Origin of the sequence: Roseateles sp. NT4, from assembly GCF_051857475.1 — a bacterium.
GTDB lineage: Bacteria > Pseudomonadota > Gammaproteobacteria > Burkholderiales > Burkholderiaceae_C > Pelomonas.
Map to the genome: position 1 here is coordinate 637,885 of NZ_JBPZGZ010000002.1, position 25,494 is coordinate 663,378.

The following is a 25,494-nucleotide window of genomic DNA, read 5'->3' on the forward strand; positions in this document are numbered from 1 at the left end:
GCCGCATTCAGAAGGACGAACTCACCGTGAACCCGATGGTCCGGGGCCTCGCGATCGCCAGGCCGGCCGGGCCGCCCTTGGACGCCGGGCTGGTGTCGGCGCCGAGCTGGGCGCGCTTGTCGAAGAGGTTGCGCACATAGGCCGTCAACTGGAACTGGCCCAGTGCGATGCCGGCCTGGACATCGGTCAGGGAGTAAGCAGGCAACTTGTAGTTCGGGACCACAAGGCCGCCCTCGAAGTTGGAGTCGCGCTCACCCACATACCGGTGGGCCAGGCCTACCGACGTCGCGTTTCCGCCGAAGTTGAACTTGTAGGTGACACCCACGGACCCGGAGAAGCGCGCGGAATTCGGCAGTCGAGGGAGCGGCACGCCCGGCTTGAGCAAGCCGGCCTCGACGGCGGTCAGCTTGCCGTTGTTGTAGGAAAGCGATGTGCTCAGCTCCAGCGAGTTGTCGGGCCGGTAGTTGGCGGACAGCTCCGCGCCCTTGATGTTGGCCTTGCCGGCGTTGCAGATATAGCTGATGCCGAGCGTCATGTCGACGCAGAACTGCTGAATGTCGTTCCAGCGGATGTTGTACAGCGCCGTTTGGAGGGACAGGCGCTTGTCGAGGAGGTCTGCCTTGTAGCCCGCCTCGTAGCTCACCAGCGTATCGTGCGAGAACGTGTCGGGCACGCCCGGCAGCGCGACGTTCGGCCCGCCGGGCCGATAGCCGCTGGCGGCGCGGAAGTAGACATTGCTCCTCGGGTCGAGTGCATAGCTCACCGTCGCCAGATAGGTCCGGCTCGTTTCCTCGGAGTCGTTCGTGCGGGACGTCGTGCCGCCGGCGAGCAGGCCGCTGGTGTTCTGGGTGAAGGTCTGGTTGTTGCGGGACAACCGGGCGCCGACGGTGGCCGACAGTGTCGGCAGGATCCGCCAGGTGACGTCACCATAGACGGCCTTCTCGGTGTACTTGCTCGGAATCGACGAGGTGAACAGTGGGAACGGAGCACCACCGGGCAAGGTGGCGACAACCTCTTGACCGTTGTCTGCCGTCTCGTCGGTGTAGAACACACCGGCGAGCCACAGGAAATCGCCCTTGCTTTGGGAGGTCAGGCGAAACTCCTGCGTCTTCTTTCGCACGTCCACGAAGGTGTCCAGGGGCACCGCTTCAACCGTCAGCCCCGCCGCGGCAGCCAGCAGCGGACCGTAGGTCAGCGTGGCGTCGAATCGCTGGTCCAGGCTGGATTTCTGGGAAGAAGTGATCGAGGCGAATTTTGCCCAGCGCAAGTCGTACTCGATCTCGGCCGCAAGCAGTTCGACCTTGGTCTTGCTGGGCTCGCGCACGGCGAGCGACCCCGTGACATCGTCGAACTTGAACTTCTTGGTGCTCAAGTCCAACTGGGTCAGAGGCTTGCCAGCGACGTCCGTGTCCTGCTTGGTGGCGCTCAGCTTCACGCTCAAGTCGGCGATTGGCGTCAGAAGCAATGACACGCGCCCGCCGCGTGCGGTGCGCTTGTCCACATCCTTGGCGAGGAGGGGGCCCGCGCTGTCGACAAAGCCGCCAGTCTCGTCCCTGAAGAGCGAGACGCGCAGGCCCGCGACGCCTGCCGACAGCGGGACGTTGACGACGCCGCCCACGGTGTTGCTCTGGCTTCCCTTCCGGGTGAAGCTGACGCCAGCGCGGACGTTGCCGCTGAACTCCTCGGTGTCCGGCTGGTTGGTGATGTACTTCAGCATGCCGCCCATCGCGCCGGCGCCATACAAGGTGCCCTGCGGGCCGCGCAGGACCTCGATGTGCTTCAGATCCATGAGCGCCATGTCCAGGCTCATCACGCCGCCAGCGCCGTAGGAGCTGCTGGAGCCGAAGGACACGTCGTCGATGTAGGTGCCGACGGTGGGCGAAGTCTCGGGCCCGGTCCCGACGCCGCGAATGGAGACCGTCGCGTTGCCGATCACCAGGCCGGTGTTCACGTTGACGCCGGCCTGGTTGGCCATGTAGTCGGGCAGGGCGGTCGCTCCCGAATCTTCCAGCCTGCGCGCAGAGAGCACGTCGACCTGGATCGGTACCTCGCGGATCACCTCGCGGCGACGCGTGACCGAGACGACCACGGTCTCCAAGGTTTCCGTCTTGTCTGCAGCAGCCGCCGCCGCGCTGGCAGCGCGCCCCGGTGCTGGCGCCGCACTCGATTCGCCCGCGTTGGCAGGCGCGTTCTGCGCTCGAGCGCCGATGGCAACCGCACCGCATGCGGCGGCGATCAGCAACGGCAGCAGCCGCATCCTGGGCGCTTGATCGCCCGTCGAACGAAACTTCAGGGAGCGGCGCGAGTCGACATCGATCATGAGAGGATCTCCGTGGGTGGTGGACGATTCGGAAGGGTCAAAAGCGACCTTGTCTGAGCTCGCTCACCACTGAATGAGCGCGCCGGGCCTCCGGCTGACGCCAGTTACAGACACTTCGCTTCTCGAAGAAGCTTGCAGCGATCGTAGGGAGGGCGAGGCGCGGCGTTTTGGGCCAAATCCCTGACTCTTTAGGCGATCGTGATCACTTGACCCGCGCCGCCTGGTCAGACAGCGTTGATGCGGCGCGCCCCTTCCTCAGCGTGAGACGAATTTCACGCCGCGGGTCCTCAGGCTCGAATAGCTGAACCCGGTGACCTTGCCGCCGCTGCGTTCCACGGTGAGGGTCGCCCGCATCGGGAAGGCGATGGCGTATTCACAGACGAATGTGTCGCTGCTGATCGCCTGCAGGAAGTAGGCGGCGTGACCGTAGCGCCCTTGCACCACGAGCTGCAGCCGGCCGTCGACATCGCTGATCTCTGCAGTGGCGCCCAGCTCGGGGACGGTGTAGTGTCCGACGATGTCCTCCGGCCATTGCGAAGGGGGCTCGCCGAGCCGCGACAGGGTTTCGGTAACGCAACCCTCGCTCACGGTGATTTCGTCCGGCGCCTCTGTCTCGAGCCCTTTAAGTCTTGCCGTATGAAACACGAACGGGCCGGTGGCGGCCTTCTCGAAAGGCACGGCGAGATCGCCGTCCACAACCACCGTGGGCAGCGGCGTGTTGTAGACGGTGGCATACACGCCGCCTGCAATCTCATCGAAGCGCACGACCAGATCGGAGGTGCGGGAGCGATACGTGTTGCCCAATAGCGCTTTGAACGGCTCCGGCCCGCCACTGGCAGCGCGGGGCGTGACCCCTTCGTCATCGAGCACGCAGTCGATCACCATCTCGGCAAGGTCGCTGGGATTGACGAGGGCGCCGTTGGTGATGATGACGACATCAAGCTCACGCGAGGGCACGGTGATCATCTGGCAAGCGCCGCCGATGACACCACCGCCGTGGTGGATGACATCCACCCCGCGGTAGGTCTGCGGGAACAACCCGAACGCATAGGGAACCTGAGCGCCGGACACCAAGCGCGCCGGCGTCGTCATCTGCTGCCAGGTGGCGGTGGAACCCACCACCTTCGCCTCGGCGCGCAGGTGGGCCAGCCAGCGCAGCATGTCGTCCACGGTCGACACCATGCCGCCCTCGGCACGCATGTCCTCAAAGGGGAACAGTCCCTTTCGCCAGCCGCCCTCTGCCCGGGGAGTGTGCAGCGTTGCCATGCCGGGGACGATGTCGATGTCACTGCTGGCCCAAGAGGTGTCCTTCATGCCAACCGGCTCGAAGATCCTTGTGGCGACAAACTCCTCCATCGGGACGCCGGCGGCCCGGTCGACCACCAGCGACAGCAGCTGGTAGCCCCCGTTGTTGTAGATGGCCTTCTCACCTGGGGCGAAGTTCAATTGGCGTAGTTGCATCTGCTGCTTCAGCGCGTAGCCGCGCGGCTTCACGCCGAAGCCATCCACCAGGAAGCTCACATCCAGGAAGTCGCGCAGTCCGCTCGTGTGCGTCATGAACTGGCGCAGCGTCGGTTCTCCCGCTTCCGCCGGCAGTTCGGGGATGAATTGGCGCACGCTGGCGTCGATGTCGAGCTTGCCTTCCTCGGCGAGCAGCATCACGGCCAGACAGGCGAAGTGCTTGCTGGTGGAGCCGATGCGAAAGCGTGTCGACGGCTGGTTGGCCACACCGAGCTCGACGCTCGCCAGGCCGAAGGCTTGGCGGTACTCGGTCTTGCCGCGCCACGCCACGCCAACCACCAGTCCAGGCTCATCGGAGCGGTTGAATCTGGCGACCGCAGCGTCGATGCGCTCCTGCATGGAGGCCTTCTGGTCGACCGCTTCATGGGATGGGTTCACGGGCATCACTCCAGTTGATCAAGGAACGTTGGGATGAACAGGAAACTTCAACGGTACAGCGCCGCCGTCGGATAGGTGCCCGGCAGCAGCACGCTTCGATCGACCTGACAGATGTCCGTACGGCCGCAGAAGGCCATCGTGAGGTCGAGTTCGCGTTGGATGATTCGCAGCGCGGTGCGCACGCCTTCCTCACCCATCGCGCCCAGGCCGTAGAGGAAGGCACGGCCGATCAGCGTGCCCTTGGCGCCGAGCGCGACGGCCTTCAGCACGTCCTGGCCCGAGCGGACGCCGCCGTCCAGTAAGACCTCGATGCGATCGCCCACCGCATCCACGATGCCCGGCAGCGCATGGATGGACGACGGCGCGCCGTCGAGCTGGCGGCCGCCGTGGTTGCTGACGACGATGGCGTCGGCGCCGGTGTCGGCCGCCAGGCGCGCGTCCTCCTCATCGAGGATGCCCTTCAAGATCAGCCTGCCGCCCCAGCGCTGCTTGATCCACTCGACGTCGGCCCAGGTCAGCCGCGGGTCGAACTGCTGCGCGATCCATCCGGACAACGACGACATGTCGGCCACGCCCTTCACATGGCCGACGATGTTGCCAAACTGGCGCCGCTGGGTGTGCAGCATGTGCCAGCACCAGCGTGGCTTGCTGCCGAGGTTCAGCAGGTTGGCCAGCGTGGGTTTGGGTGGTGCGGACAAGCCGTTCTTCAGATCCTTGTGGCGCTGGCCGAGTATCTGCAGGTCCAGGGTCAGCATCAGGGCCGAGCAGCGTGCCGCCTTGGCGCGCTCGATGAGGCTCTCCATGAAGGCGCGGTCGCGCATCATGTAGAGCTGGAACCAGAACGGCGACTGGGTGCGCGCGGCGACGTCCTCGATCGAGCAGATGCTCATGGTCGACAGCGTGAAGGGCACGCCCATGGAGGCGGCGGCACGCGCTGCGAGGATCTCTCCATCGGCGTGCTGCATGCCCGTCAGGCCCGTGGGCGCCAGCGCCACCGGCATCGCGACGTCCTGGCCAGCCATCCGCGTGTGCAGGCTGCGGCCTTCCATGTTCACCGCCACGCGCTGGCGCAGCTTGATGGCCTGGAAGTCGGCCTCGTTAGCGCGGTAGGTCGCCTCGGTCCAGGAGCCGGAGTCGGCATAGTCGAAGAACATGCGGGGCACGCGCCGCCGTGCCAATGAACGAAGGTCCTCGATGGTGGTGATGACGGGCATCGGGCGCGCCTACTGAAACACGACGGTGCGGGATCCATTGAGCATGACGCGGTGCTCCGCATGCCAACGAACGGCCCTAGCCAGGACCAGGTTCTCCATGTCTTTGCCGTTGCGCACGAAGGCCTCGGCATCGAGCGAATGGGAGACGCGGTGCGTCTCCTGCTCGATGATGGGACCTTCGTCCAGGTCGCTGGTGACGTAGTGGGACGTGGCGCCGACCACCTTGACGCCGCGGGCATGTGCCTGGTGATAGGGCTTGGCGCCCTTGAAGCTGGGCAGGAAGCTGTGGTGGATGTTGATGCAGCGGCCTTCCAGGTGCCGACACATCTCGTTGGAGAGCACCTGCATGTAGCGGGCCAGCACCGTCAGCTCGGCGCCGCTCGACGCGATCGCATCCCGGAAGCGGCTCTCCTGCTTTTCCTTGCCATCCAGCATCGGCAGGTAGTGATACGGCAGGCCGTACCACTCCACCAGGCGGCGCATGTCCTCGTGGTTGCTGACGACGCCCACCATGTCGACGGGCAGCTCGCCGCTGTGCCACTGGTGAAGCAGGTGGTTGAGACAGTGCCCGTGCTTGCTTACGGCGACCAACACCTTGGTCTTTCGATCGGCGGCATGCAGTGCCAGCTCCATGTCGAAGCGCCTGGCCACGGGCGCCAGCACCGCCTGGAAGTCTTCCAAGGTGTGCGACGGCCCGTCCGTCGGCCTGAACACCGTGCGCATGAAGAACAACTGAGTCTCGGGATCGCCGAAGTGCGAACTCTCGGTGATGAAGGCCCGTGACCCGGACAGTGCGGTGGAGACGGCCGCCACGATGCCGACGGTGTCGCGGCAGCGGATGGTGAGGATGAAATGGGGCGAAGTCATGACTCGGGAAATGCGGCTTCGTGGGAGAAGGTCAGCCAATCGGCGAGATAGGGGAACAGGGACCGGTCGGCGAGCAGGAAGACACGCTCGGCTGCGGGTCGCGCCAGCAGCACAGGCACGTCAATGAAGCGGCACCGGCTGGCGCGGCCTTCGGCAGGAATCGCCGAGCAGTCCACCAGACGGGCCAGCCATTCGTCCAGATGAGGGCCGTGGAGTTCAATGACGCCTAGGCCGTGCGTCAGCTCGATCGCCAGGGCCTCCGGGTGGCGCCCTGGGGCCAAGGCGTCCAGCAGCTGCTGCAGCTCGTTGAGCGCGCCCTCGCCCATCACGATGACTTCCTCCGGGTGCCGCCGGGCGGCCAGTAGCCCTTGGTATGACACGAGGTCCAGGGTGCGCGCGGGCCAGGCCAGCCCGGATTGCACGAAGGCGGTTTCCGCCGCCGGCGACGCCTGGAAATGGCGCACCGACAGGACGCGCATCGCTTCCACGCGCCGCGCACCCGGCCGATGGGCCAGCGCGGTGATCCACGGCACGAGGTCCTGCATGAACGAATCGTCGGACCGCGACAAGGGTTCAACCATGCAGGCGCTCCCCGGCCGGATCGAAGAACGGCGTCTTGACGACCTGGGCCTCGATCTCGGTTTCGAGGTGATGGATGCGCAGCCTTTCGCCCAGGCGTGCCGATCCATGCCGCAGCATGGCCAGCGCCACGGGCTGCTGCAGCATCAGGCTGTAGCCGCTGCTCGTGACGAAGCCGTCGATGGGCGCCGGAGGCCGGTGAGCAACGATGTGCGCACCGACAGGCAGGCGCGAGCTGCCGTCCGTGGGCACGAGGCCCACCAGCTGCATGCGGTCCGGGTCGGTGCCGGCAGCGCGCAGCAGGGAGCGGCGGCCGACGAAGTGGGCCGACTTCTTGTCCAGGCCGCGGGCCATGCCGATGTCCTGCGGCAGCGTGGTCCCGTCGGTGTCCACGCCGACGTGGATGAAGCCCTTCTCGAGGCGCATCAACATCAAGGCTTCGACGCCGTACAGGCCGACGTCAAGCCCGGCACTCCGGCCGGTCTGCCACAGCCGCTCGATCAGCGCTTTGGTGTGCAGGGCGGGCACATTGATCTCGTAGCCCAGCTCGCCGCTGAAGCTCGCGCGCATCACGCGCATCGCGACGCCGGCATAGCTGACCTGGCGCATCGTCATGTGCTTCATCAATGCCGGCGCCAGCGCAGTGTCGAAGCCCACGGCCTCCAGCAACTGCCAGGCTTTGGGACCCGCGACGGTCACGTTGCCCCATTGGCTCGCGACGGGCTGCACGATGACACGCAGGGTGACGAATTCGCACTGCAGCCATTCCTCGAATGCGAGCGCCGCACGCTCGGCACCGCTGCTGGTCGTGTTCAGCCAGAAGTGCTCGGCCCCGATGCGCGCGACGATGCCGTCGTCAATGACGATGCCGTTCTCGTTCAACAGCAGGCCGTAGCGCGCGCTTCCCACCGCCAGCGTGCTCATCGTGCCGACGTACATCAGGTCCAGAAACGCGGCGGCATCCGGCCCGTAGATCTCGATCTTGCCGAGTGGCGATCCCTCGAACAGGCTCACGTGGGCACGCGTGTGCGCCGCCTCCCGTTGGGCAGCGGCTTCCAGGCTTTCGCCCGCCCTCGGATAGGCGGCGGGACGCAGCCAGCCGCTGAACTCCTCGAACGATGCACCGCAGGATTCGTGGAAGGCGTGCGCCGGCATGCGCTTGAGCGGGCGATAGCGCTCGCCGCTTCGGCCTGCGACGATGGCGCCCAGGGTCACAGGCTTGTAGGGCGGACGGAACTTCGTCGTGCCCACTTCGCCGGGCGAGCGGTTCGTGAGCGTTCCCATCGTGACGAGTGCGTTCACGTTGCTGGTCTTGCCCTGGTCGGTGGCCATGCCCGTCGTGGTGTAGCGCTTGAGATGCTCCACGGAGCGGTAGTTCTCGCGCGCGGCCAACGCGATGTCGGTGTCGCACACGTCGTTCTGCAGATCGACGAAGGTCTTGCCTGTACGTTTGCGTCGGAGTTGCGGAGGCGGCGCGTTGACCGAAGGAATGGCCCCTGCGCCACCCACCGGTGCCGAGCCCGCACGGCCCAGGCCGGCCAGATGCGCATGCTCGAGCGAGGCGTCCAGGTCGAAGACACCCGCGCAGGCGCCGACGACCTCGACGTCGCGCGCAAGACGCGACGGGACGAACATCGACGATTCATCGTGCCAGCGCAGTCCACCGCCGGCCTGCGAATGCAGGCCGACGTTGGGCGTGAAGCCGCCCGTATGCAGCAGCGTGTCGGCCTCGATCTCCCAAGGCTTGGCGTTGCGCGTGCTCGCCACCAGGACGCCCGTCACTTGGTTGCGGCCACGCACACCGACGACGTGCTCGCCCCTGCGCAGGTCCAGGGTCGCCGCGACGGCGACGCCCAGGCTCCGCAAGCGCTGCGCCAGCTCCAGCCCCGCATCGCAAGCGCTTGCTACTACCACGCGCCGCCCCACCGCCACGCCATAGTGAGCCGCATAGCGCTCGGCGCCGTGAGCGAACATCACGCCGGGCCGGTCGTTGTCGGGGAAAAGCAGCGGTCGGTCGAAGGCGCCGGTCGCGAGGATGATGCGGCCTGCCCGTATGCGGAGCGTTCGTTCGCGCAGGTCGCCTTCGCCGCTTTCGGCCGCGACCGCGAGCCCATGGTCATAGAGGCCGAACACCGTGGCGCCGAGCCGCAACCGCACGCCAGCCCTTGCCGCGCGGTCGAGCAGGGACACCACACGCCGGCGCATCTCCAACGCGGGCCGGCTGGTGCCTGCCCCCACCGTCGCGGCCCATCCGCCCGCCCAGGCGTCGGACTCGATCACCGTGACGTGGGCCCCGTGCTCCGCCGCGGACACGCCGGCTTCCAGCCCCGCGAGCCCCGCACCGACGACGAGCACCTCGGTACTGATGGACAGTTCGTCGTAGCGGTCCGGATCCGGGCCTTCGCCCGCATGCCCAAGTCCCGCCGCCCTGCGGATGGCTGGCTCGAACAAATGCCAGCTCGGCCACATGAAGGTCTTGTAATAGAAGCCCGCCGTGAGCACGGACGCGAACAGGCAGCTCGTCGCGCCGACGTCGAAGCGGACTGTGGGCCAGGCATTCCCGGTGCGCGCCACCAGGCCCGGCGACAGCGCGACGTCAGTCGCGCGGGTGTTCGGGACGCGTGCGGCGCCGTCGCTGATGTCGACCAGCCCCGTGGGCTCCTCCACGCCGCATGACACGATGCCGCGCGGCCGGTGGTACTTGAAGCTGCGGCCGATGAGGCGCTGACCATTCGCGAGCAAGGCCGACGCCAGGGTGTCGCCGGCAAAGCCTTTCAGCGCCCTTCCATTGAACTTGAAGGCGATCTCGCGCTGTCGATCGATCGCGTTGCCCGCGGGGGCTTCCAGTCGAAAGGCGGTCATCAGCAGTCCTCCTTCGGACGTGGGTCCGTCATGGCGTAGATCGCCTTCACTTCATGCGTCACGGTGCTCCGGACCATGTTGAACCAGCGGCCGCAACCGAAGGTGTGACGCCAGCGTTCCGCGTGGTCGCCCTTCGGGTTGTCGCGGTAGAACAGGTACTCGCCCCAGGTTTCGTCGCTGCACGCGAGGGCGGGGCGCTGGATGTGGCTCTGGCCGCCGCAGTGGAATTCGTTCTCCGGGCGGTTTCCGCAGTGCGGGCAATCGATTTGCATCATGGCCTGCGCTTCCTGCTCAATGCGCGATGCCGGCAGCCGCGGCTTCGTCGATCAGGCGGCCGGTGGAGAACCGCTCGAGCTGGAAGGGCTCGGCAAGCTCATGGTTGCGGCCCGTCGCAAGCACATGGGCGAGCGTCCAGCCGCCGACGGGAATCGCCTTGAATCCGCCGGTGCCCCAGCCGCAGTTGAGGTAGAGGCCCGGCACCGGGGACGGGCCGATGATGGGGCTCGAGTCCTGCACCACGTCGACGATGCCGGCCCATTGGCGAAGCATGCGAAGCCGTGAAAACGAGGGGAACATTTCGAGCGTCGCGGCGAGGACCTGCTGCGTCACCGCATAGCTGCCCCGTTGAGCATACGAAGGAAAGAGATCGAGCGCGCCACCGATCACCACTTCGCCCTTGTCGCTCTGGTTCCAGTAGGCACCGACGGCCGGCGAAAGCAGCACCGTGTCGAGCACGGGTTTGACCGGCTCGCTCACCATGGCTTGCAGGGCATAGCTGGTGATGGGCAAGCGGAAGCCCGCCATGCCGGCGAGCACCGTGGAATGGCCCGCCACGGCCATCGCGACCTTGCCGGCGCGGATGTCGCCTCGCGGCGTCTTGACGCCCGTGACGCGACCGCTGTGCATGATGAAGCCCGTGACCGGGCAGGACTGGATGATGTCCACGCCCAGGGCCGACGCGCCGCGCGCATAGCCCCAGGCCACGGCGTCATGGCGTGCCGGCCCGGCTCGCTGCTGGATGAAGCCGCCGAGGATCGGGAATCGAGCGTTCTTGCCGAAGTTCAGCCGGGGGATGAGTTGGCGCATCTGCTCGACGTCGAGCAATTCCGCGTCGATGCCGTTGCACCGCATCGCATTGGCCCAGCGGCTCTGGGCGTCGAGGTCGTGGCGGCTGTGCGCGACGGTGACGATGCCGCGCTGGCTGAACATGATGTTGTAGTTCAGCTCCTTCGACAGGCCCTCATAGAGGCGCAGGGAATGCTCGTAGAGCCGCGCGCTCTCCGGGTAGAGGTAGTTCGAGCGAATGATGGTCGTGTTGCGGCCGGTGTTGCCGCCACCGATCCAGCCGGCCTCGACGATCGCCACATTGCGGACGCCGTGGTTCTTCGCGAGGTAGTAGGCCGTGGCCAGACCATGGCCGCCGCCGCCGATGATCACGACGTCGTACCGGGGCTTCGGGTCGGCATCCCGCCAGGCCGGCGCCCAATCGTCGTGATGGGGCGAAGCAGCGATCAGGTTCCAGGCGGAATAGCGGGTGCGCATAGTCGCGTCGAGCGTACCGGGGCACCCCTTTTCGCACTTCGGCTTGCGCCACCGAAACTTAGGCGCTAAGCCCCCGGCGCCTTTGGGTTGCCTGCATTTCGGACGCGCGTGAGATGTTCTCGGCGCCGCAAATGATGTCGACGTAGATCTTGGCGCGCTCCCGTCGGCCCGATGCGGGTTCGGCGACGCCGATCGCGTAGTAGCCGATCTGATGGAAATAGAAGACGCGCGCCCGCACATCGGCCTCCTGCTTGCTGCAGCCGAGCGCGAGGAACACCTTGTACAGGGCGGCGATGCGCTCCGCATCGACGCCAGCAACGACCACGGCGACTGCCGCATCCGACCGAGCCCACGCGCGCACGGCGAGATCGAAGTGAGGGTCGTAGCTGTCCTCGCGAATCAGGTGATCCACGATCGCATCGATGGCCCGCAATGCGTCCGCCGGCTTCCTCGGGGCGAGGCCGGCGGGCACGAACAAGACCGTCTCCTGCCAGAGGGTGAGCAGCCGCGAGAGCAGGTCGGCCCGGTCCGCGAAGTGGTGATAGAAGCCGCCACGGCTCACGCCTATCCGTTGCGCGAGACGGTCGACCTTGACCGCCTCGATGCCTTCCTCCACCAGCGCCCGGCGGGCCTCGTCGACCCATCGCTCCGCTGGAACTTTCACCGAATTCACCATAGCACCAAAGCATACACGGCTGTCTTTAATGGGCGCAACGGCTGAAAACCTGTGCGCACGGCCCAGCAGCAAGCCGCGGCTCGATATGCGCTTGTGAACTATGTCGCAATGGGGGCGAACGCCCTGTCTTTTCCAGGATCCTGGGTGGGTAATCCCGTACCCATGCCGAGCTTGCCTCGCTCAAATAATACAAACATGCATGTTTAGAGGGGCCTCGCATGAACCCACGATTCTTCGAGCGCTTTGCCGGCCATGGTCAACCGCCTCTGGTCGACTGGGCTGGCGGCGTGGAATTCGACTTGAGGGGGATCGGTGAAGGTTCCGTTCGCGCGTATTGCAGTGACGATGCCCAGATCACTGTCGGCGATGTTCAGTTCCATCGTGACATCCGATACCGCGCCGTGCTGTCGACCGACGTCCTCATCATTCGCGCCTCTCTCGCCAACAGCTGCTCGTATGTGCAGAACGGAGAGACCTGGTCATTCCAGCGCCCGGTGGTGACGGTGTCGGCGCTGCCCCGCGGGACGGTGCTGGAAGTCGACATCGCCGGCGGCCTGCGGCAGCGCGCGGTGACGGTGCTGCTCGAGCCACAGTCGCTGCTGGCCCAGCATCGGCTCGAGCCGGGCGACCTGCCGGTGCCGCTGCAGCGGCTGGCAAACGGCGAACTCGATCGTCCCTGTAACGCCCTGACGATGCCGATCCAGGCCGACATTGCCAGCCTCGTGCAGGACCTCGTGCAAAGCCGTCTCAGCGGCGGGCTGCTGCGCATTCAGGTGCAGGCCCGCGCCAGTGAACTGCTCGCCTTGGTCGCAGGGGCATGGAAAGAGCGGCTCGAATCGACGTCGATGGCCGGTGTCCGTGGCCGCCGCGATGCCGAAATTGTGACGGCCGCGCGGCGCATCCTCACCGAACGCTTTGCAGACCCGCCCACGCTGCAGCAGCTTGCCAGCGACCTGGGCACCAACAAGAACAAGCTGAACCAGTTGTTCCAGCGGACCCTGGGCACGACGCCGCAGGCCTTCAGCCTGCAGCAGCGCATCGCGCGGGCGCAGGCTCTGCTCGTTGAAGGGCGGCTGAACATCGGGCAGGTCGCCGATGCGGTGGGCTACCAGCACCAGAGCAGCTTCGCGGTCGCGTTCCGCGATGTGGTGGGCGAATCGCCGCGCGAGTTCGCCCGGCGCAGCCGCCGGGAGCCGGCGCTGGCGGTGCACTGACCGCATGCCGTGAATCCGTCCTAAATGTTCATGCAGCCCCCTGAACACGCGGGGCTCTGTGCCCGATAGGCTAGCCGGATGAAGACTCGCTATCCCGCGACGCGAACCTCACCCGAGACGGTGACGTATGGGCCCGTCACCTATGTGGATGCGTACCGCTGGCTCGCGGAAAACACGGCGGAAACGCTGGAGTGGCAGGCATTGCAGGACGACGACGCGCGCGCCGCCTGCGCTGCAGTGCCCGCCCTTGCCAAGCTGCGTGCGCTGCTGGCGGACGGCTATGTCGACATGTTCAGCTTTCACGCACCGCGCCCGCTCGGCGGGCGGTGGTTCCGGCGCGATGTGCCGGCTGGCGCCCGGTCGCCGTGCGTCACAGTGTCGGACTCCATCGACGGTGAGCAGCGCCTGCTGTTCGACGTGGCCTCGTGCGGCCCGCATGCCGTGCTCTACGACATGAAGCCGTCACCCGATGCGTCCTTGCTGCTGGTGACGGTGATCGAAGGCAGCGGCACCGTCGTGCGCGTCATCGACGTGGAGACCGCCGAAGTTCGCCATGTGCTGCCGTTCGCCACCACCACCGTTCCTGCTGCTTGGCTGCCCGGCAACGCAGGTTTCATGTACACCGGCGTGGCCGACCCGGCGCTGGCCCACCTGCCCGCCGCGCCCGGCCTGAGGGTGTTCGAGCAGCTGCTGGATGGCGAGCTGACGAAGCGGCTGATCCCCCTTGCACATGCCCACCCGGCCGTGATGCCGACGGTCACCGCCGATGGCCGCTACGCCATCATCCGAGAAAGCCAGACCTCGGTGCATCCGACCTACATCAAGAGGCTGTTGCCGGATGCGCAGTGGGAGCCCTTCCTCGATGCCAGCTATGGCCTCGTGAAAGGCAGCATCGTCGGCGACCAGTACGTCGCCATCACGATGGACACTGGGCCGAACGGACGACTCGTGGCCATCCCGCTGAGCTCGCCGCGCGACCGCTCGACATGGCGCGAAGTCTTGCCGGTCGGCGAGGCGACGCTCGCCAGCATCACGGAGTGCGCGGACCGGCTGGTCGTCACCGACATGCCGAAGGGCATCTCGCGATTGCGCGTCGTGGCGCTGGACGGCACGGTGGAACGTGAGATCGGCCTGCCAAGCGCGGGTGCGGTCGGCAAGTTCGCGCTCGGCTTCAGCCTGTCCATCGTCGACGAGCTCGTGTGGTCCGATGGGCGGCGCGTTTCCTTCGTTCATTCGTCGCTGCTCGAAGGCCCGCGCGCGTATTGCCACGACGTCGTGACGGGCAAGACCGAAGCGCTGACTGCGCCCGGGCGGCAACTCGATGGGGCCAGCCTGCAAACGCGCACGACATCCGCGGCTGACGGGCACGAGGTCACCTACCACGTGTTACGCGGGCCCGGGCCGCAGGCGGCACCGCGGCCGACAATCGTTACCGGCTATGGCGGCTTCAACCTGCCGTGGTTGCCCTGCTGGAGCGAAATGGCCAAGGCCTGGGTGCGGGCGGGCGGGGCGTGGGTCCATGTGCACCTGCGCGGCGGCGGCGAGTTCGGGCTCGACTTTTGGCGCGGTGGCCGCATGGCCGAGAAGCCGAACACCTTCGCCGATCTCTTTGCAGTCCTCGAAGACTTGCCGCGATCAGGCATCGCGCGCCCTGAACAGATCGGCATCACCGGCACGTCCAATGGCGGGCTGGCCGTGTGCGCGGCCATCGCCTTCCGGCCCGAGCTCTTCGGCGCTGCGGTCCCGCAGGTGCCCCTATGCGACGTGCTTGACTGCGTACGCGACCCTTTCACGGCCCGCGCCGCGGCGGCTGACTATGGCAACGCCCTTGTGGCCGAAGAGGCGCAGTGGCTGTACCGCTGGTCGCCGTACCAGAACCTGCAGGCGGGGAAGAAGTACCCAGCGGTCCTGATCGACTGCGGCGCCGACGACTTCGCCTGCCCGCCCTGGCACGGCCGCAAGCTCGCCGCCTGGTTGCAGAACCAGGCAGCGCCCGGCTCCGGGCCGGTGCTGCTGCGTGTACGCCAGCATGTGGGCCACAACACGATGACGCGGGATAAGCATGTTGAACGCGATTCGGAGGAACTCGCCTTCCTGGCTGAACACCTCGGATTGCTGGTGTGAGGGCGTGACCGTGGAGGACGATCTGCGCCGGTGTGGCGAGCTGTGGCGTTACCCCTTGCGGCCGACCGCGTAGCCCCCGGGGAACCGACGCGCCGAGAGTAGCCATGGAGACTTCCGAAACCTGGGATGACAGAGTTCGGCTCCTGGACTTGGCGGCTCAGGAAGCCGGCGCTGCAACACTGCCAAGCATCGAATCTGCCCTCAAGGCGCTGGAAGAGCAGGGTCGCAAGGACCAGATGTTCTGGCTGCTCCCTGCACTCGCACGCGCCCTGGCGCTCTCCGGGCAGCTCGACCGTGCAGAAGAGGTGGGTGCAGACGCCTATTCATACTTCCGCCAGGCCGGTTCTGCGCGTGGCCAGACGTTGGCGCTGATCGCTGGCGCGACCGTGGCCTTCGCGAAAGGGCGATACGAAGCGGCCCTGGCGCACGCGACCAAGGCGGCCAACCTCGCAGCCCTCGTGGCGGATCCGGCGCTTCACGTTCGAGTCGCTTCCGCCCGAGGCGCGCTCCTGATCGAGGTGGGACGGATCGCAGAGTCGATCGAGGCACTCGAGCTCGGGCTGCAGGCCTCTCAAGAAACCCCCGAGGAACCGGCGAGTCTTCGTCTCAGGGCCTACTTGGCGCTTGCGATCGCGACGCAAGCCGTGCAGGCACGCGACAAGGGGCAGTTCAATGAAGTCTGGCGCCGCCGAGCCGAGCGGGCCGTGGAACTCATCGAGCCTGTCCTGTCAGAACGCCTTGCTCGCGGTCGTCAGGGGCAGTTCGCTGGGCTCTATGGCATCGTCGCATTGGCCAAGCTTGCGCTGGGCCATGTTTCCGACGCACACAAGGCGCTCGATTCGGCAATGGCCGCTTTGCCAGTCTCTGACACCCTGGCGCGTTCGTCGGCCATGCTCCCTGCCTTTCGGGCCCGCGCCTACTTGCAGACTGCCGACCTGCCTTCGGCCTTGAAGTCGATAAATCAAGCTCTGCGCGCTTGCGATCCTCTTCAGCCGTCTCCGGGGCATGACGAGATCTATCGCCTCAAGTCCTTGATTCACGAGCGGCTCGGCCAGACCGAGGAGGCATTCGCCGCCTACAAGCAATTCCACGAACTTCATGAACAGTTCGTGCTCGACCGCGTCGAGCGCATCAACAGCGAGTCACGGCACGATGCCCTGACAGGATTGGCGAACCGCCGTCACTTCGACGAGTATCTGGCCAGGGCGCTGAGGCGAGCGAGCGCTGATCAGCCCTTGAGTCTGATGCTCATCGATCTGGACCACTTCAAGTCCATCAACGACAGCTACAGCCACATGGCTGGAGATGCGGCGCTACGCTGGGTGTCGATGCACCTCCAGGCGGCATGTAGGCAGAACGACTTTGCGGCGCGATTGGGCGGCGATGAGTTCGCCCTGGTGATGGCTGCCCCCACAGACGTCGCCATGCAGGTGTTCGCCCGCGTGCGATGCGCCATCGCGGCCCATTGCCAGGAGCTGCCACCGGGCGTTCGCATCACGCTGAGCGCGGGAATCGCGCAGGCCAGCCGGCACTGCAGGCTCAGCGATCTCATCGCGCGGGCTGATCAAGCGCTCTACGCGGCGAAAGCAGCGGGACGAGACGGCGTCCAAGTCAACGCCGGATTGCCCGCGTAGTTCACGCTTCTACGCCACTTGCCAGAGCAGGCACGGAGTCGGCTGCCGCATCCGTGATCGGTGCGTGGATCGGCGGTTCCACGTAATGCCTGCCCCTGGCGAGCAGAACTTCGTTGTGCGAGGCACCCGCCGGGATCATCGGGAAGCAGTTCTCCGCAGCCGTGACCCTGACGTCCAGGAAGAAGGGACCGTCGTGTTCCAACGCTTCACGCAGAGCGGCTGCCAGGCCGCTGCGCCGGGTGACGATGTCACTCGCCCACCCGAAGGCCCTGGCGAGGGCGACAAAGTCGGGCATGGCGTCGTTGTAGCTGTGGCTGTAGCGCTCCCCGTGGATCAGTTCCTGCCACTGCCTCACCATGCCCATGTGCCCGTTGTTGCACAGGATGACCTTGATCGGCGTGCGGTGCTGCCTCGCGGTCGCCAGCTCCTGGATGTTCATGAGTACGGATGCATCTCCGGTCACGCAAACAACAAGCTTCTCGGGGTTGCCGATCTGCGCGCCGATGGCCGCAGGAAGGCCGTAGCCCATTGTTCCCGCGCCTCCCGAGGTCAGCCACCTGTTCGGTCTTTCAAAGCGCAAATGCTGCGCGGCCCACATCTGGTGTTGGCCCACGTCGGTGGTGACGATCGCATCCTTTGAGTTCAGTTGGCGCTGCAGTTCCTGAAGCAAAGCCTGGGGCGCAATGGCAGGGGCAGTGTCTTCAAACGCCAGCGACCGGGCCGCCTTCCACGTTTCAATGCGGGCCCACCAAACGGCAAGGCGCTTGGCCGGCAGTTGAAAGCTTTCGAGGCTTTCATTGAGCAGTCGCAAGACGGTTTCGGCATCTCCGACGTAGGCCCAGTCGGCGCGGACAAGCTTGTTGATGGAGGACGGGTCGACGTCGATGTGGATCACCTTGGCCCGCGGCGCGAAGCCGTCGAGCCGCCCCGTGACACGGTCATCGAACCGTGCGCCGACACAGACGATGAGATCGGCATCGTGGAGCGCAAGATTGGCTTCCAGCGTGCCATGCATGCCTGGCATGCCCAGCCACAAGGGGTTGCTGGCGGGGAAGGCGCCGAGACCCATCAGCGTTGTGGTGCAAGGAGCCTGCGTTGCGCGGACCAACTTGGAGAACTCGGCGCAGGCGCCGGGGCCGGAGTTGATCAGGCCTCCGCCACCGTAGAAGACAGGGCGGCTGGCAGCACGTATGGCCTCTGCTCCAGCGGACACATGTTGGGGGCGGATGGGGCGACACCGGTTGGGTCGCGGCGCCAGGTCGCGCTGCCTCGAACCGGAAGTCGTGGTGGCCTGGATGTCCTTTGGAAAATCCACAAGGACTGGGCCAGGACGGCCGCTTTTCGCTACCTGCAGCGCCTTGCGCGCCGTGGCTGCGATCAGATCGACGGCACGGATCTGCACGTTCCACTTGGTCACCGACCGCGAGATCCCGATGGCGTCGCATTCCTGGAAGGCGTCGGTGCCGATGAGCGACGTGGCGACCTGGCCGCTGATGCAGACGATGGGAATGGAGTCGCTGAGTGCGTCGAGCAGTCCCGTGGTGGTGTTGCTCATCCCAGGCCCCGAAGTCACCAGCACCACGCCTAGCTTGCCGGTGCTTCTCGCATAGCCTTGCGCCGCATGCACCGCGGCCTGCTCGTGCCGCACAAGGATGTGCCGAATGCGCGTGTCTGCATAGAGCGCGTCGTACAAGGGCAGCACCGCGCCCCCAGGGTAGCCAAAGATCGTGTCGACCCCGTTTTCCGCGAGTACGTCGAGCAGGAGCTGGGCGCCGGTCCGAGAGCGTTCGGGCGCTTCGGAAAGGCATGTGTCGGCCGGGCTTGGGAGTCGCGCATTCATGCCGAAATTGTCCGTAGCCTCTGCAAAAAATGTTGCTGTTCTTCCCCGCATCGATACGCTATGCGGCAAATCCTTCTGTGGAGTTGCTATGGATCAGGAAATTTCGCTCGACAAGTTCGACATCGCCATCTTGCGTGCCCTGCAGAAGAACGCGCGCGCCAGCTTGCAAGAGGTCAGCGACGCGGTGGGACTGACGACGTCACCTTGCTGGGCCCGCATCAAGCGCATGGAGGAGAACGGGGTCATCGAGGGCTACACGGTCAAGGTGAATGCCGAGAAGGTAGGGCGCCCAGAGCAGCTGATCGTCCAACTGACGCTGAACAAGCACACCGACGCTGCAATCACGGAATTCACGAAACACCTCGAGGCCATTCCCGAGGTTGTCGAGGCCTATCTGGTCTCTGGCGACTACGACTATGTGCTGCGGCTGTCCGTCCGAGACACACGAGACTACGAACGGCTGCTGCGGCAGAAGCTCTACAAGATTCCGGGCCTGCGGCACAGCAAGTCCAGCTTTGTTCTCCGGAGTCTGAAAGCGACATCGCTGCCGTTGTGAATCTGATTGACAAGGGGCATCGCGCGCGCACATCACATCGTCCCGATGAGTGCAGGTGCCGGCTTTAGTCCTGACCGGGTCGGCAATGTCGACAACCGAAATTTCCCTGCCGAACGACTAAGCGTGCCGCCGTCGTCGTCGATACGGTCGAGCCCTCAAACAAAGGAGGCTCAGCCATGTCGATGCCAAAAGCAACGCACATCGCCCTTGCATGCACGGCGCTCTTGGTCGTGCATGCCGATGTCCGGGCGCAGTCAGAAGCGGCGCCGAGTGAGACGAACACCGAAGTCCTTCCCATCGTCGAAGTGACGGTCAGCAAGCGGCGCCAGAAAGCCATCGATGTCCCCAGCGCGCTGACGACGGTGACCCAGCAGCAGATCGAGAACCTGGGCATCGAGCGGTTTGCGGACTACGCATCACTGGTGCCCAACCTCGTGCAGGTCTACGGCAACTCGGCCGGCTCTGGCGTGGTCGTGATGCGCGGCATGTACACCGGTCCGCAGCAGACGACCAACACCACGGCGACCTACTTCGGCGAAACGCCCATCTCCTCCAGTGGTACCTTGGCGGTGGGCGCCTTTTTCACACCCGACGCTGACCTGTTCGAGATCCAACGCATCGAAGTGTTGAAAGGGCCGCAGGGCACGCTGTATGGCGCGACAGCGCTGGGCGGACTCATGCGTATCGTGCCCCAGCAGCCGGACACGCGGAACTTTGACGCCAGAGTGCGGCTGGGCGTGAGCAAGGTGCAGGACGGCGGGGCGGGCTTTGGCGGCAAGCTCTCGTTCAATGCACCCCTATCCGACGGTGTGGCCGGTTTGCAGGTCAGCGCATTCGGGCGCCGCGATGGCGGGTTCACGAAGAACGTCGTGACAGGCGAAGCCGATCTCGGCCGGGTCGATTCCAAGGGCGCCTCCATTGCCCTGCTGCTGACGCCCAACAAGGAAACGCAGATCTCGCTGCGCTTGCTCTCCCAGGACGCCGACACCAACGGCCCCCTGTACCAGGAGAACATGCCCGGTACGGGCACTCCGGCCGACGGCGAGCGCGGGTTCAGCAGCGTCTTCACCCCGCGCTACAAGAGCCACCTTGACCTTGCCGAAGCCACGGTGCAATACGAGAGTTCTCTCGGAACCATCACGGGCAGCGCGGGCCGAGCGAAGCCCCACGTCACTTTGCAGGGCGACTATTTGACCTACGCGCTCGCGCTGCCTGCCTTGGGGGCGGCCACCGCGAAAGGCGAGCAGGACGTGCGGCTGACGAAGGACACGGCGGAAGTGCGCCTGGCCACGCGGAGATTCGGTGCCTTCGAGGGCTTGGCAGGGCTCTTCTACACGAAAGAGGACTCGTCGTTCAGAACCACGATCGCCGGTCTGAACAATGCCGGCAACCCCGTGGCGGGCCCGGGCGCCAACATCATCACTTCCACACCCGCCGGTACGTACAAGGAAACGGCGCTGTACGGCAGCGGCACCTACTACTTTGCCGACAACTTCGACATCGGCGCCGGCGTGCGATACGCCAAGAACAAGCAGGACTACACGATCACACGCAGCGGGCTGTTGGGCAATCCGCCGTTGGTCGCGCTGGCGTCGGAAGACAGCGCCACAACCTACCACCTGGTGGGCCGCTATCGACCGGCCCAGGACTGGAGCCTGTTCGCCCGCTACGCGACCGGCTATCGCCCCGGCGGCCCGCAGACCAATCCGGCGGCGCCCAACCGCACTTTCGATCCGGACACCGTCAAGAGCTATGAGTTCGGCACCAAGGCCTATCTCATGGACCGACGCCTGGGCCTCGATGTCACCGTCTATCACATCGATTGGAGCAAGGTGCAGTTGAATGCGCTGCTCGGCGGGCTCAGCGTCATGGGCAATGCCGGCCGCTCAGAGGTGGACGGTGCCGAGGCGCAGCTGAGCTGGCGTGACCGCGCGCTGATGCTGGGGGCCTCCTTCGGCTACAACGACGCGCGCCTGACCGAACTGGGCAGCACCACGGCGCCCCTCCTCGGCGCGGCGGTGGGCGACTCGCTGCCCGGCTCGCCGAAAATGACGGCATCGCTCTTTGGCGACTATGCGTTCGCCAGCACCGGCCCGGCGAGCTGGACGATGGGAGCGACCGTGAGGTATCGCACCTCTGCCAACGCGGCGTACAGCGTCTTGCCAGCGGCGAATCCGAATTACGTGATGCCGGGCTTTGCGACGCTGGATGTGCGCGCCAAAGTGGAATGGGATCGCTATTCCTTGCGTGCGGGCATCGACAACGTCACCGACAAGAACGCCGTCGTCGCCTACAGCACGACGAGGATTTCCGCCGCGCAACCGATCAACTCCGTGGCCACCTTGTCGCGGCCCAGGACCTTCACGCTGACCTTGGGAGCCTCGTTTTGAACGGGTCCACGCCGGCGCACACGCTGTACAGCGAAGGCCAGCGCTGGCGCTTGCTGGCCGTGCTGTTTCTCGTCTCGATGTCCAACTACATCGATCGCAGCATCATCTCGGTGCTACTGGAGCCGATCAAGAAGGAGTTCGGCGCGAGCGACACGCAGATGGGCCTGCTCACGGGCATCGCCTTCGCCTTCTTCTACGCCACGCTGGGCATCCCGATGGCGCGCTGGGCCGACCGCGGCAACCGCCGCCACATCGTGACCTTGTCGCTGACGGTGTGGAGCGTGATGACGGCGCTGTGCGGTGCGGTGCAGAGCTTCTGGCAGCTGATGCTGGCGCGGTTCGGCGTGGGAATGGGCGAGTCGGGAGCGCTGCCGCCGGCTCAGTCGCTGATCGTCGACTACTTTCCGCCCGAGCGGCGCGCGTTGGCGCTCGCGCTTTTCACCAGTTCGTCGACCGCCGGCTATCTGGTGGCCTTTGCCGGTGGTGCCTGGCTGGTCATCCACCATGGTTGGCGCATGGCGTTCGCCGTGGTCGGCTTGCCGGGGCTGGCGCTGGCGCTGCTGACACACCTGATGCTGAAGGAGCCGCGCGAGCTGCAGGGGTATGCCAAGCCTGCGGCGTCGGGCGAGGCCCGTTTTGCCGACACGGTGCGCAAGCTGATGCAAAAGCGCAGCTATGTGGGCCTGATCGTGGGTGGCACCTTGTACGCCTTCATGGCCTTCGGCGTGGTGATGTTCTTCCCCTCCTACATGGTTCGTTCGTTGGGCGCCTCAATGACCCAGGTCGGCACGGTGTACGGCAGCGTCGGGGCGGCGGCGGCGCTGCTCGGAACCCTCGGTGGCGGTTGGCTCGCGGACCGTTTGGGCAGGTCGAACGTGGCCTGGTACGCCCGGTTGCCGGGCCTTGGCATCGTCCTGGCAGGGCCGGCCTACTGGCTGGGCTTTTCGCTCGATTTCCACGGCTTTCTGGCCTGCAGCTTCGTCGCCAGCGTACTGATCACCGCCGGCATGCCCTCGCTCTTCGCGGCGCTCCACGCGGTGTGTGGCTCGTCGCGGCGCGCAGTGGCCGTCGCATTGCTGATGTTTTGCATGAGCCTGCTTGGCGGCGGACTGGGTCCGCTCGCGACGGGCGTACTTTCGGACTTCTATGCAGCCGCCTTCGGTGCCGACGCGTTGCGCATGGCGCTGATGACCTGCACGTCGATGCTTGTGCCCAGCGCCATCGCGTTCTTCTACGCCGCACGGCACCTGCAGGCCGAGGTTCAGGCCTGAGATTGCCATCTTCTCCTTCTTCCCAACAGCTGAGGCCGCCGGTCGCACCCGCGCGCCAGCTCACGCGGGCCGTTGACGACGGTCTCGGCTCACAGATGTCCAAAGTTGACATGCTTCTTCTAGAACGAACCCCTGACTCGGCGCCCGGTGCGAGTGGCCCGGCCGACGATTTCGCGCCCGACCTCCGGATCGAGGAGGACATCCATTCGGCCTTTCAGGCCTCGCTTGAACACCAGTCGACAGACGAGGGAGCCGACTCTCAAGGTGGGCCCCTCACCGCCTACCCGGTTCCTGCCAGGCTGCGGAATGCGATCGAAGCAGGGCGCGCCATCTGCTACCTCGACCACATGGTTGGCGAGTTGATCGATGCCATCCCTCCGAGCAAGCCCTGGCAGCGACGCCTCCTGACGCAGCTTGCGACCGCGGAGCGCGAGATTCAGGTGCTGCGAATGACGATTGCCTTGAATCGAAATGCCCAAGAGATCCATGCCGCCGGACTCTTGGTTCACGCCACGCTCGCAAGCGCCCACATGGCATCCATCAAGGGTCGCGCGCCGCTGCTGATGAAGGGAGAAATGCGCTTCGCGCACGAAATCAGCAAGCGCATCAAGTCGGCCCTCGAGGTGATCTGCGACGTCCCAAGAAGCCGTCGAGACGCGCCATGAGAGTCCTCCTGAAATTGCTCCGGGCTCGGCTTGCCCTCAGCAAGCGACACACGGTGTTTGCCGCGCAGGGGCCAAAGCGATGAAGCACGAGATCGTCGTCGTTGGCGCCGGCATGGTCGGCACATGCACCGCTCTTGAACTCACGCTGCGCGGCCACCGGGTGATCCTTGTCGACCGTCGCGCCCCGGGGTCGGAAACTTCGTACGGCAATGCCGGCGTGATCCAGCGGGAGGCGGTCGAGCCGTATGCATTTCCCCGTGATTGGCCGACCTTGGCGACTGCAATGCTCGGCCGGCGCATGGACATTCGGTACCACCTGTCGGGAGTCTTGGCCGCATGGCCAGCGCTGCTCCGCTACTGGTGGCACTCTGCGCCGCATCGACATCGCGTCATCAGCCGCGACTACGAGACGCTGATCCGCCACTCGGTTGACGAGCATCGCCGCTTCATCGATCAAGCAAAGGCGGAGCCCCTGGTCCGCCGGGACGGGCTGAGGCTCGTGTACAGAAGCGAGCAAGCACTGAACGAGTCACTCGTCAAAGCGCATGGGCTGAAGTCGGAGTACGGCGTCAACTTTGACAGCCTCGACGCCGCTGCACTTGCGGTCGTTGAGCCCGACTTTGTGGGTGCGCTCGCAGGGGCCATCCATTGGACCGATGCCTGGAGCATCTCCCAACCCGGGGAACTGGTGCGTCGGTATGGCGACCTGTTTGTGCGCCTCGGCGGCAGCTTCCTGAATTCAGATGTCTCCCGGCTCTTGCCGACGGCGACGGGATGGAAAATCGAGACCGCAGACGGCATGGTGCATGCGGAGCATGCGGTGATCGCCTTGGGGCCCTGGGCTTGCGAGACCACGCGCACCTTGGGCTACCGCTTGCCGCTATTTGTCAAACGCGGATACCACCTGCACTACCGAGGCGGCGGCACGGTTGCTGTCCCCACCGTTGATGCGGAACGTGGCTATGTGCTGTCGCCGCAGGAACTGGGTCTGCGTCTCACGACAGGCGCTGAACTGGCAGCCATCGACGCCAAACCCACGCCCGTCCAGATTGCACTAGCAGAGGCTGAGGCTCGGACGCTGCTCGATTTAGGCACCGCTGTCGAGGCCGCTCCATGGATGGGAAGCCGCCCCTGTTGCGCTGACATGAAGCCGGTCGTCGGCCCTGCCTACCGGCATCGGCGCCTTTGGTTCAATTTTGGACATGGGCACCAGGGCTTCACGTTGGGCCCTGCGTGTGCCCGACTGCTGGCTGATCAGATCGAAGGCAAGACACCGTACGTCAGCGCCAAGCCCTTTCTTCCCGAGAGGTTCATGCCGTGAGCTTCTGACAGCCTCCAAGGCACCTTTGCGCGGCCCAGAACGTACGCAAGCACTGCCCGTCTCTGAAGCGCCCCGGCTCTGCGTCCGCTTACAGCCGATTCTGTTGAAAAACTCGGCGCCCCGACCATGACGCACTTTCCCAGGGGTCCCTCGACCATTGCCGACGGTGCGATCGTCGATCCTGGATCGATCTGAGCGGTCGATTTTTCTGTTGGAACGTGTACGCGCTCGCAGATCGAGTTTTTCAACAGAATCAGCCTGAAGCGGTCCACTGACCCGCCCTGCGCAACATGTTTGGGCGCGCTGATCGACTGCCGCCGGATTCGTTGCTCAACAGACGCTGGACGGGGCTGCTCAGGGGACGTCGGAATATGCACCTCCTAACACAACCCACATTTCGGCCATCCGAGGCTCTTTTCGGGCAACATTGGAAGCGTCTGACTACTGAACCCACACTTGCGACCAGCGACACCTTAGCGGCGCCCGTAGACATTGAGCAAATCAGCGTATCAACAGTTCC

General features: G+C 65.6%; 18 protein-coding genes. 8 read left to right on the top strand and 10 right to left on the bottom strand.

Features of this window, described 5'->3' with window-relative positions; translation table 11 throughout:
- Positions 1–7: 7 nt before the first annotated feature.
- From ACS5PN_RS12530 to ACS5PN_RS12570, 9 genes are all read right to left on the bottom strand, one after another.
- Positions 8–2,320 carry a TonB-dependent receptor gene (locus ACS5PN_RS12530; protein ID WP_439464287.1) on the bottom strand — a complete coding sequence of 771 codons (2,313 nt, stop codon included), beginning with the start codon at positions 2,318–2,320 and terminating at the stop codon, positions 8–10.
- Between the two features lie 255 nt (positions 2,321–2,575).
- On the bottom strand, positions 2,576–4,219 hold the full coding sequence (locus tag ACS5PN_RS12535; RefSeq protein ID WP_439464288.1) for a serine hydrolase domain-containing protein: 1,644 nt from the start codon (positions 4,217–4,219) through the stop codon (positions 2,576–2,578).
- Between the two features lie 47 nt (positions 4,220–4,266).
- Positions 4,267–5,433 (bottom strand): alpha-hydroxy acid oxidase, encoded by a 1,167-nt coding sequence (locus ACS5PN_RS12540; protein ID WP_439464289.1) that lies wholly within the window; start codon positions 5,431–5,433, stop codon positions 4,267–4,269.
- A gap of 9 nt (positions 5,434–5,442) precedes the next feature.
- Positions 5,443–6,300: a formyltetrahydrofolate deformylase gene (gene purU / locus ACS5PN_RS12545; protein ID WP_439464290.1), complete on the bottom strand. Its 858-nt coding sequence runs from the start codon at positions 6,298–6,300 to the stop codon at positions 5,443–5,445.
- On the bottom strand, positions 6,297–6,881 hold the full coding sequence (locus ACS5PN_RS12550) for a hypothetical protein (protein ID WP_439464291.1): 585 nt from the start codon (positions 6,879–6,881) through the stop codon (positions 6,297–6,299). The genes purU and ACS5PN_RS12550 overlap by 4 nt, the downstream gene beginning before the upstream one ends.
- Positions 6,874–9,741, bottom strand: a complete 2,868-nt coding sequence (locus ACS5PN_RS12555; protein ID WP_439464292.1) for a 2Fe-2S iron-sulfur cluster-binding protein — start codon at positions 9,739–9,741, stop codon at positions 6,874–6,876. The genes ACS5PN_RS12550 and ACS5PN_RS12555 overlap by 8 nt, the downstream gene beginning before the upstream one ends.
- On the bottom strand, positions 9,741–10,016 hold the full coding sequence (locus ACS5PN_RS12560; RefSeq protein WP_439464293.1) for a sarcosine oxidase subunit delta: 276 nt from the start codon (positions 10,014–10,016) through the stop codon (positions 9,741–9,743). Before ACS5PN_RS12560 ends, ACS5PN_RS12555 begins: the two co-directional genes overlap by 1 nt.
- A gap of 16 nt (positions 10,017–10,032) precedes the next feature.
- On the bottom strand, positions 10,033–11,283 hold the full coding sequence (locus ACS5PN_RS12565) for a sarcosine oxidase subunit beta family protein (protein ID WP_439464294.1): 1,251 nt from the start codon (positions 11,281–11,283) through the stop codon (positions 10,033–10,035).
- 58 nt (positions 11,284–11,341) lie between these two features.
- Positions 11,342–11,956 (bottom strand): TetR/AcrR family transcriptional regulator, encoded by a 615-nt coding sequence (locus tag ACS5PN_RS12570; RefSeq protein WP_439464295.1) that lies wholly within the window; start codon positions 11,954–11,956, stop codon positions 11,342–11,344.
- A gap of 221 nt (positions 11,957–12,177) precedes the next feature.
- On the opposite strand from ACS5PN_RS12570, the gene ACS5PN_RS12575 reads away from it, so the two are divergent.
- From ACS5PN_RS12575 to ACS5PN_RS12585, 3 genes are all read left to right on the top strand, one after another.
- Positions 12,178–13,173 carry a helix-turn-helix transcriptional regulator gene (locus ACS5PN_RS12575; protein ID WP_439464296.1) on the top strand — a complete coding sequence of 332 codons (996 nt, stop codon included), beginning with the start codon at positions 12,178–12,180 and terminating at the stop codon, positions 13,171–13,173.
- Positions 13,174–13,251: 78 nt separating this feature from the next.
- The gene (locus tag ACS5PN_RS12580; protein ID WP_439464297.1) at positions 13,252–15,297 is read left to right on the top strand and encodes a prolyl oligopeptidase family serine peptidase; all 2,046 of its coding nucleotides are present in this window, start codon (positions 13,252–13,254) and stop codon (positions 15,295–15,297) included.
- 104 nt (positions 15,298–15,401) lie between these two features.
- Positions 15,402–16,931: a diguanylate cyclase gene (locus ACS5PN_RS12585; protein ID WP_439464298.1), complete on the top strand. Its 1,530-nt coding sequence runs from the start codon at positions 15,402–15,404 to the stop codon at positions 16,929–16,931.
- A gap of 1 nt (position 16,932) precedes the next feature.
- On the opposite strand, the gene ilvB is transcribed toward ACS5PN_RS12585, so the two are convergent.
- Entirely contained in the window at positions 16,933–18,771 is a 1,839-nt protein-coding gene (gene ilvB / locus ACS5PN_RS12590) for a biosynthetic-type acetolactate synthase large subunit (protein ID WP_439464299.1), read from the bottom strand.
- Positions 18,772–18,871: 100 nt separating this feature from the next.
- Between ilvB and ACS5PN_RS12595 the strand changes: the two genes are divergently transcribed.
- The 5 genes from ACS5PN_RS12595 (at position 18,872) to ACS5PN_RS12615 (ending at position 24,974) form a co-directional block, all read left to right on the top strand.
- Complete coding sequence (locus ACS5PN_RS12595) at positions 18,872–19,327, top strand: Lrp/AsnC family transcriptional regulator (RefSeq protein WP_439465564.1); 456 nt, start codon at positions 18,872–18,874, stop codon at positions 19,325–19,327.
- A gap of 176 nt (positions 19,328–19,503) precedes the next feature.
- Complete coding sequence (locus ACS5PN_RS12600; RefSeq protein WP_439464300.1) at positions 19,504–21,717, top strand: TonB-dependent receptor; 2,214 nt, start codon at positions 19,504–19,506, stop codon at positions 21,715–21,717.
- Positions 21,714–22,988, top strand: a complete 1,275-nt coding sequence (locus tag ACS5PN_RS12605) for a spinster family MFS transporter (protein WP_439464301.1) — start codon at positions 21,714–21,716, stop codon at positions 22,986–22,988. Before ACS5PN_RS12600 ends, ACS5PN_RS12605 begins: the two co-directional genes overlap by 4 nt.
- A gap of 95 nt (positions 22,989–23,083) precedes the next feature.
- Entirely contained in the window at positions 23,084–23,653 is a 570-nt protein-coding gene (locus ACS5PN_RS12610; protein ID WP_439464302.1) for a hypothetical protein, read from the top strand.
- A gap of 79 nt (positions 23,654–23,732) precedes the next feature.
- Entirely contained in the window at positions 23,733–24,974 is a 1,242-nt protein-coding gene (locus ACS5PN_RS12615; protein ID WP_439464303.1) for an NAD(P)/FAD-dependent oxidoreductase, read from the top strand.
- The last annotated feature ends 520 nt before the right edge of the window (positions 24,975–25,494 follow it).

Excerpts from the sequence above, each read along its gene's own strand:
- ACS5PN_RS12530 (WP_439464287.1), bottom strand. The coding sequence starts at position 2,320 with ATGATCGATGTCGACTCGCGCCGCTCCCTGAAGTTTCGTTCGACGGGC.
- ACS5PN_RS12540 (WP_439464289.1), bottom strand. The coding sequence starts at position 5,433 with ATGCCCGTCATCACCACCATCGAGGACCTTCGTTCATTGGCACGGCGG.
- purU (WP_439464290.1), bottom strand. The coding sequence starts at position 6,300 with ATGACTTCGCCCCATTTCATCCTCACCATCCGCTGCCGCGACACCGTC.
- ACS5PN_RS12550 (WP_439464291.1), bottom strand. The coding sequence starts at position 6,881 with ATGGTTGAACCCTTGTCGCGGTCCGACGATTCGTTCATGCAGGACCTC.
- ACS5PN_RS12555 (WP_439464292.1), bottom strand. The coding sequence starts at position 9,741 with ATGACCGCCTTTCGACTGGAAGCCCCCGCGGGCAACGCGATCGATCGA.
- ACS5PN_RS12560 (WP_439464293.1), bottom strand. The coding sequence starts at position 10,016 with ATGATGCAAATCGATTGCCCGCACTGCGGAAACCGCCCGGAGAACGAA.
- ACS5PN_RS12565 (WP_439464294.1), bottom strand. The coding sequence starts at position 11,283 with ATGCGCACCCGCTATTCCGCCTGGAACCTGATCGCTGCTTCGCCCCAT.
- ACS5PN_RS12575 (WP_439464296.1), top strand. The coding sequence starts at position 12,178 with ATGAACCCACGATTCTTCGAGCGCTTTGCCGGCCATGGTCAACCGCCT.
- ACS5PN_RS12580 (WP_439464297.1), top strand. The coding sequence starts at position 13,252 with ATGAAGACTCGCTATCCCGCGACGCGAACCTCACCCGAGACGGTGACG.
- ACS5PN_RS12585 (WP_439464298.1), top strand. The coding sequence starts at position 15,402 with ATGGAGACTTCCGAAACCTGGGATGACAGAGTTCGGCTCCTGGACTTG.
- ilvB (WP_439464299.1), bottom strand. The coding sequence starts at position 18,771 with ATGAATGCGCGACTCCCAAGCCCGGCCGACACATGCCTTTCCGAAGCG.
- ACS5PN_RS12600 (WP_439464300.1), top strand. The coding sequence starts at position 19,504 with ATGTCGATGCCAAAAGCAACGCACATCGCCCTTGCATGCACGGCGCTC.
- ACS5PN_RS12610 (WP_439464302.1), top strand. The coding sequence starts at position 23,084 with ATGTCCAAAGTTGACATGCTTCTTCTAGAACGAACCCCTGACTCGGCG.
- ACS5PN_RS12615 (WP_439464303.1), top strand. The coding sequence starts at position 23,733 with ATGAAGCACGAGATCGTCGTCGTTGGCGCCGGCATGGTCGGCACATGC.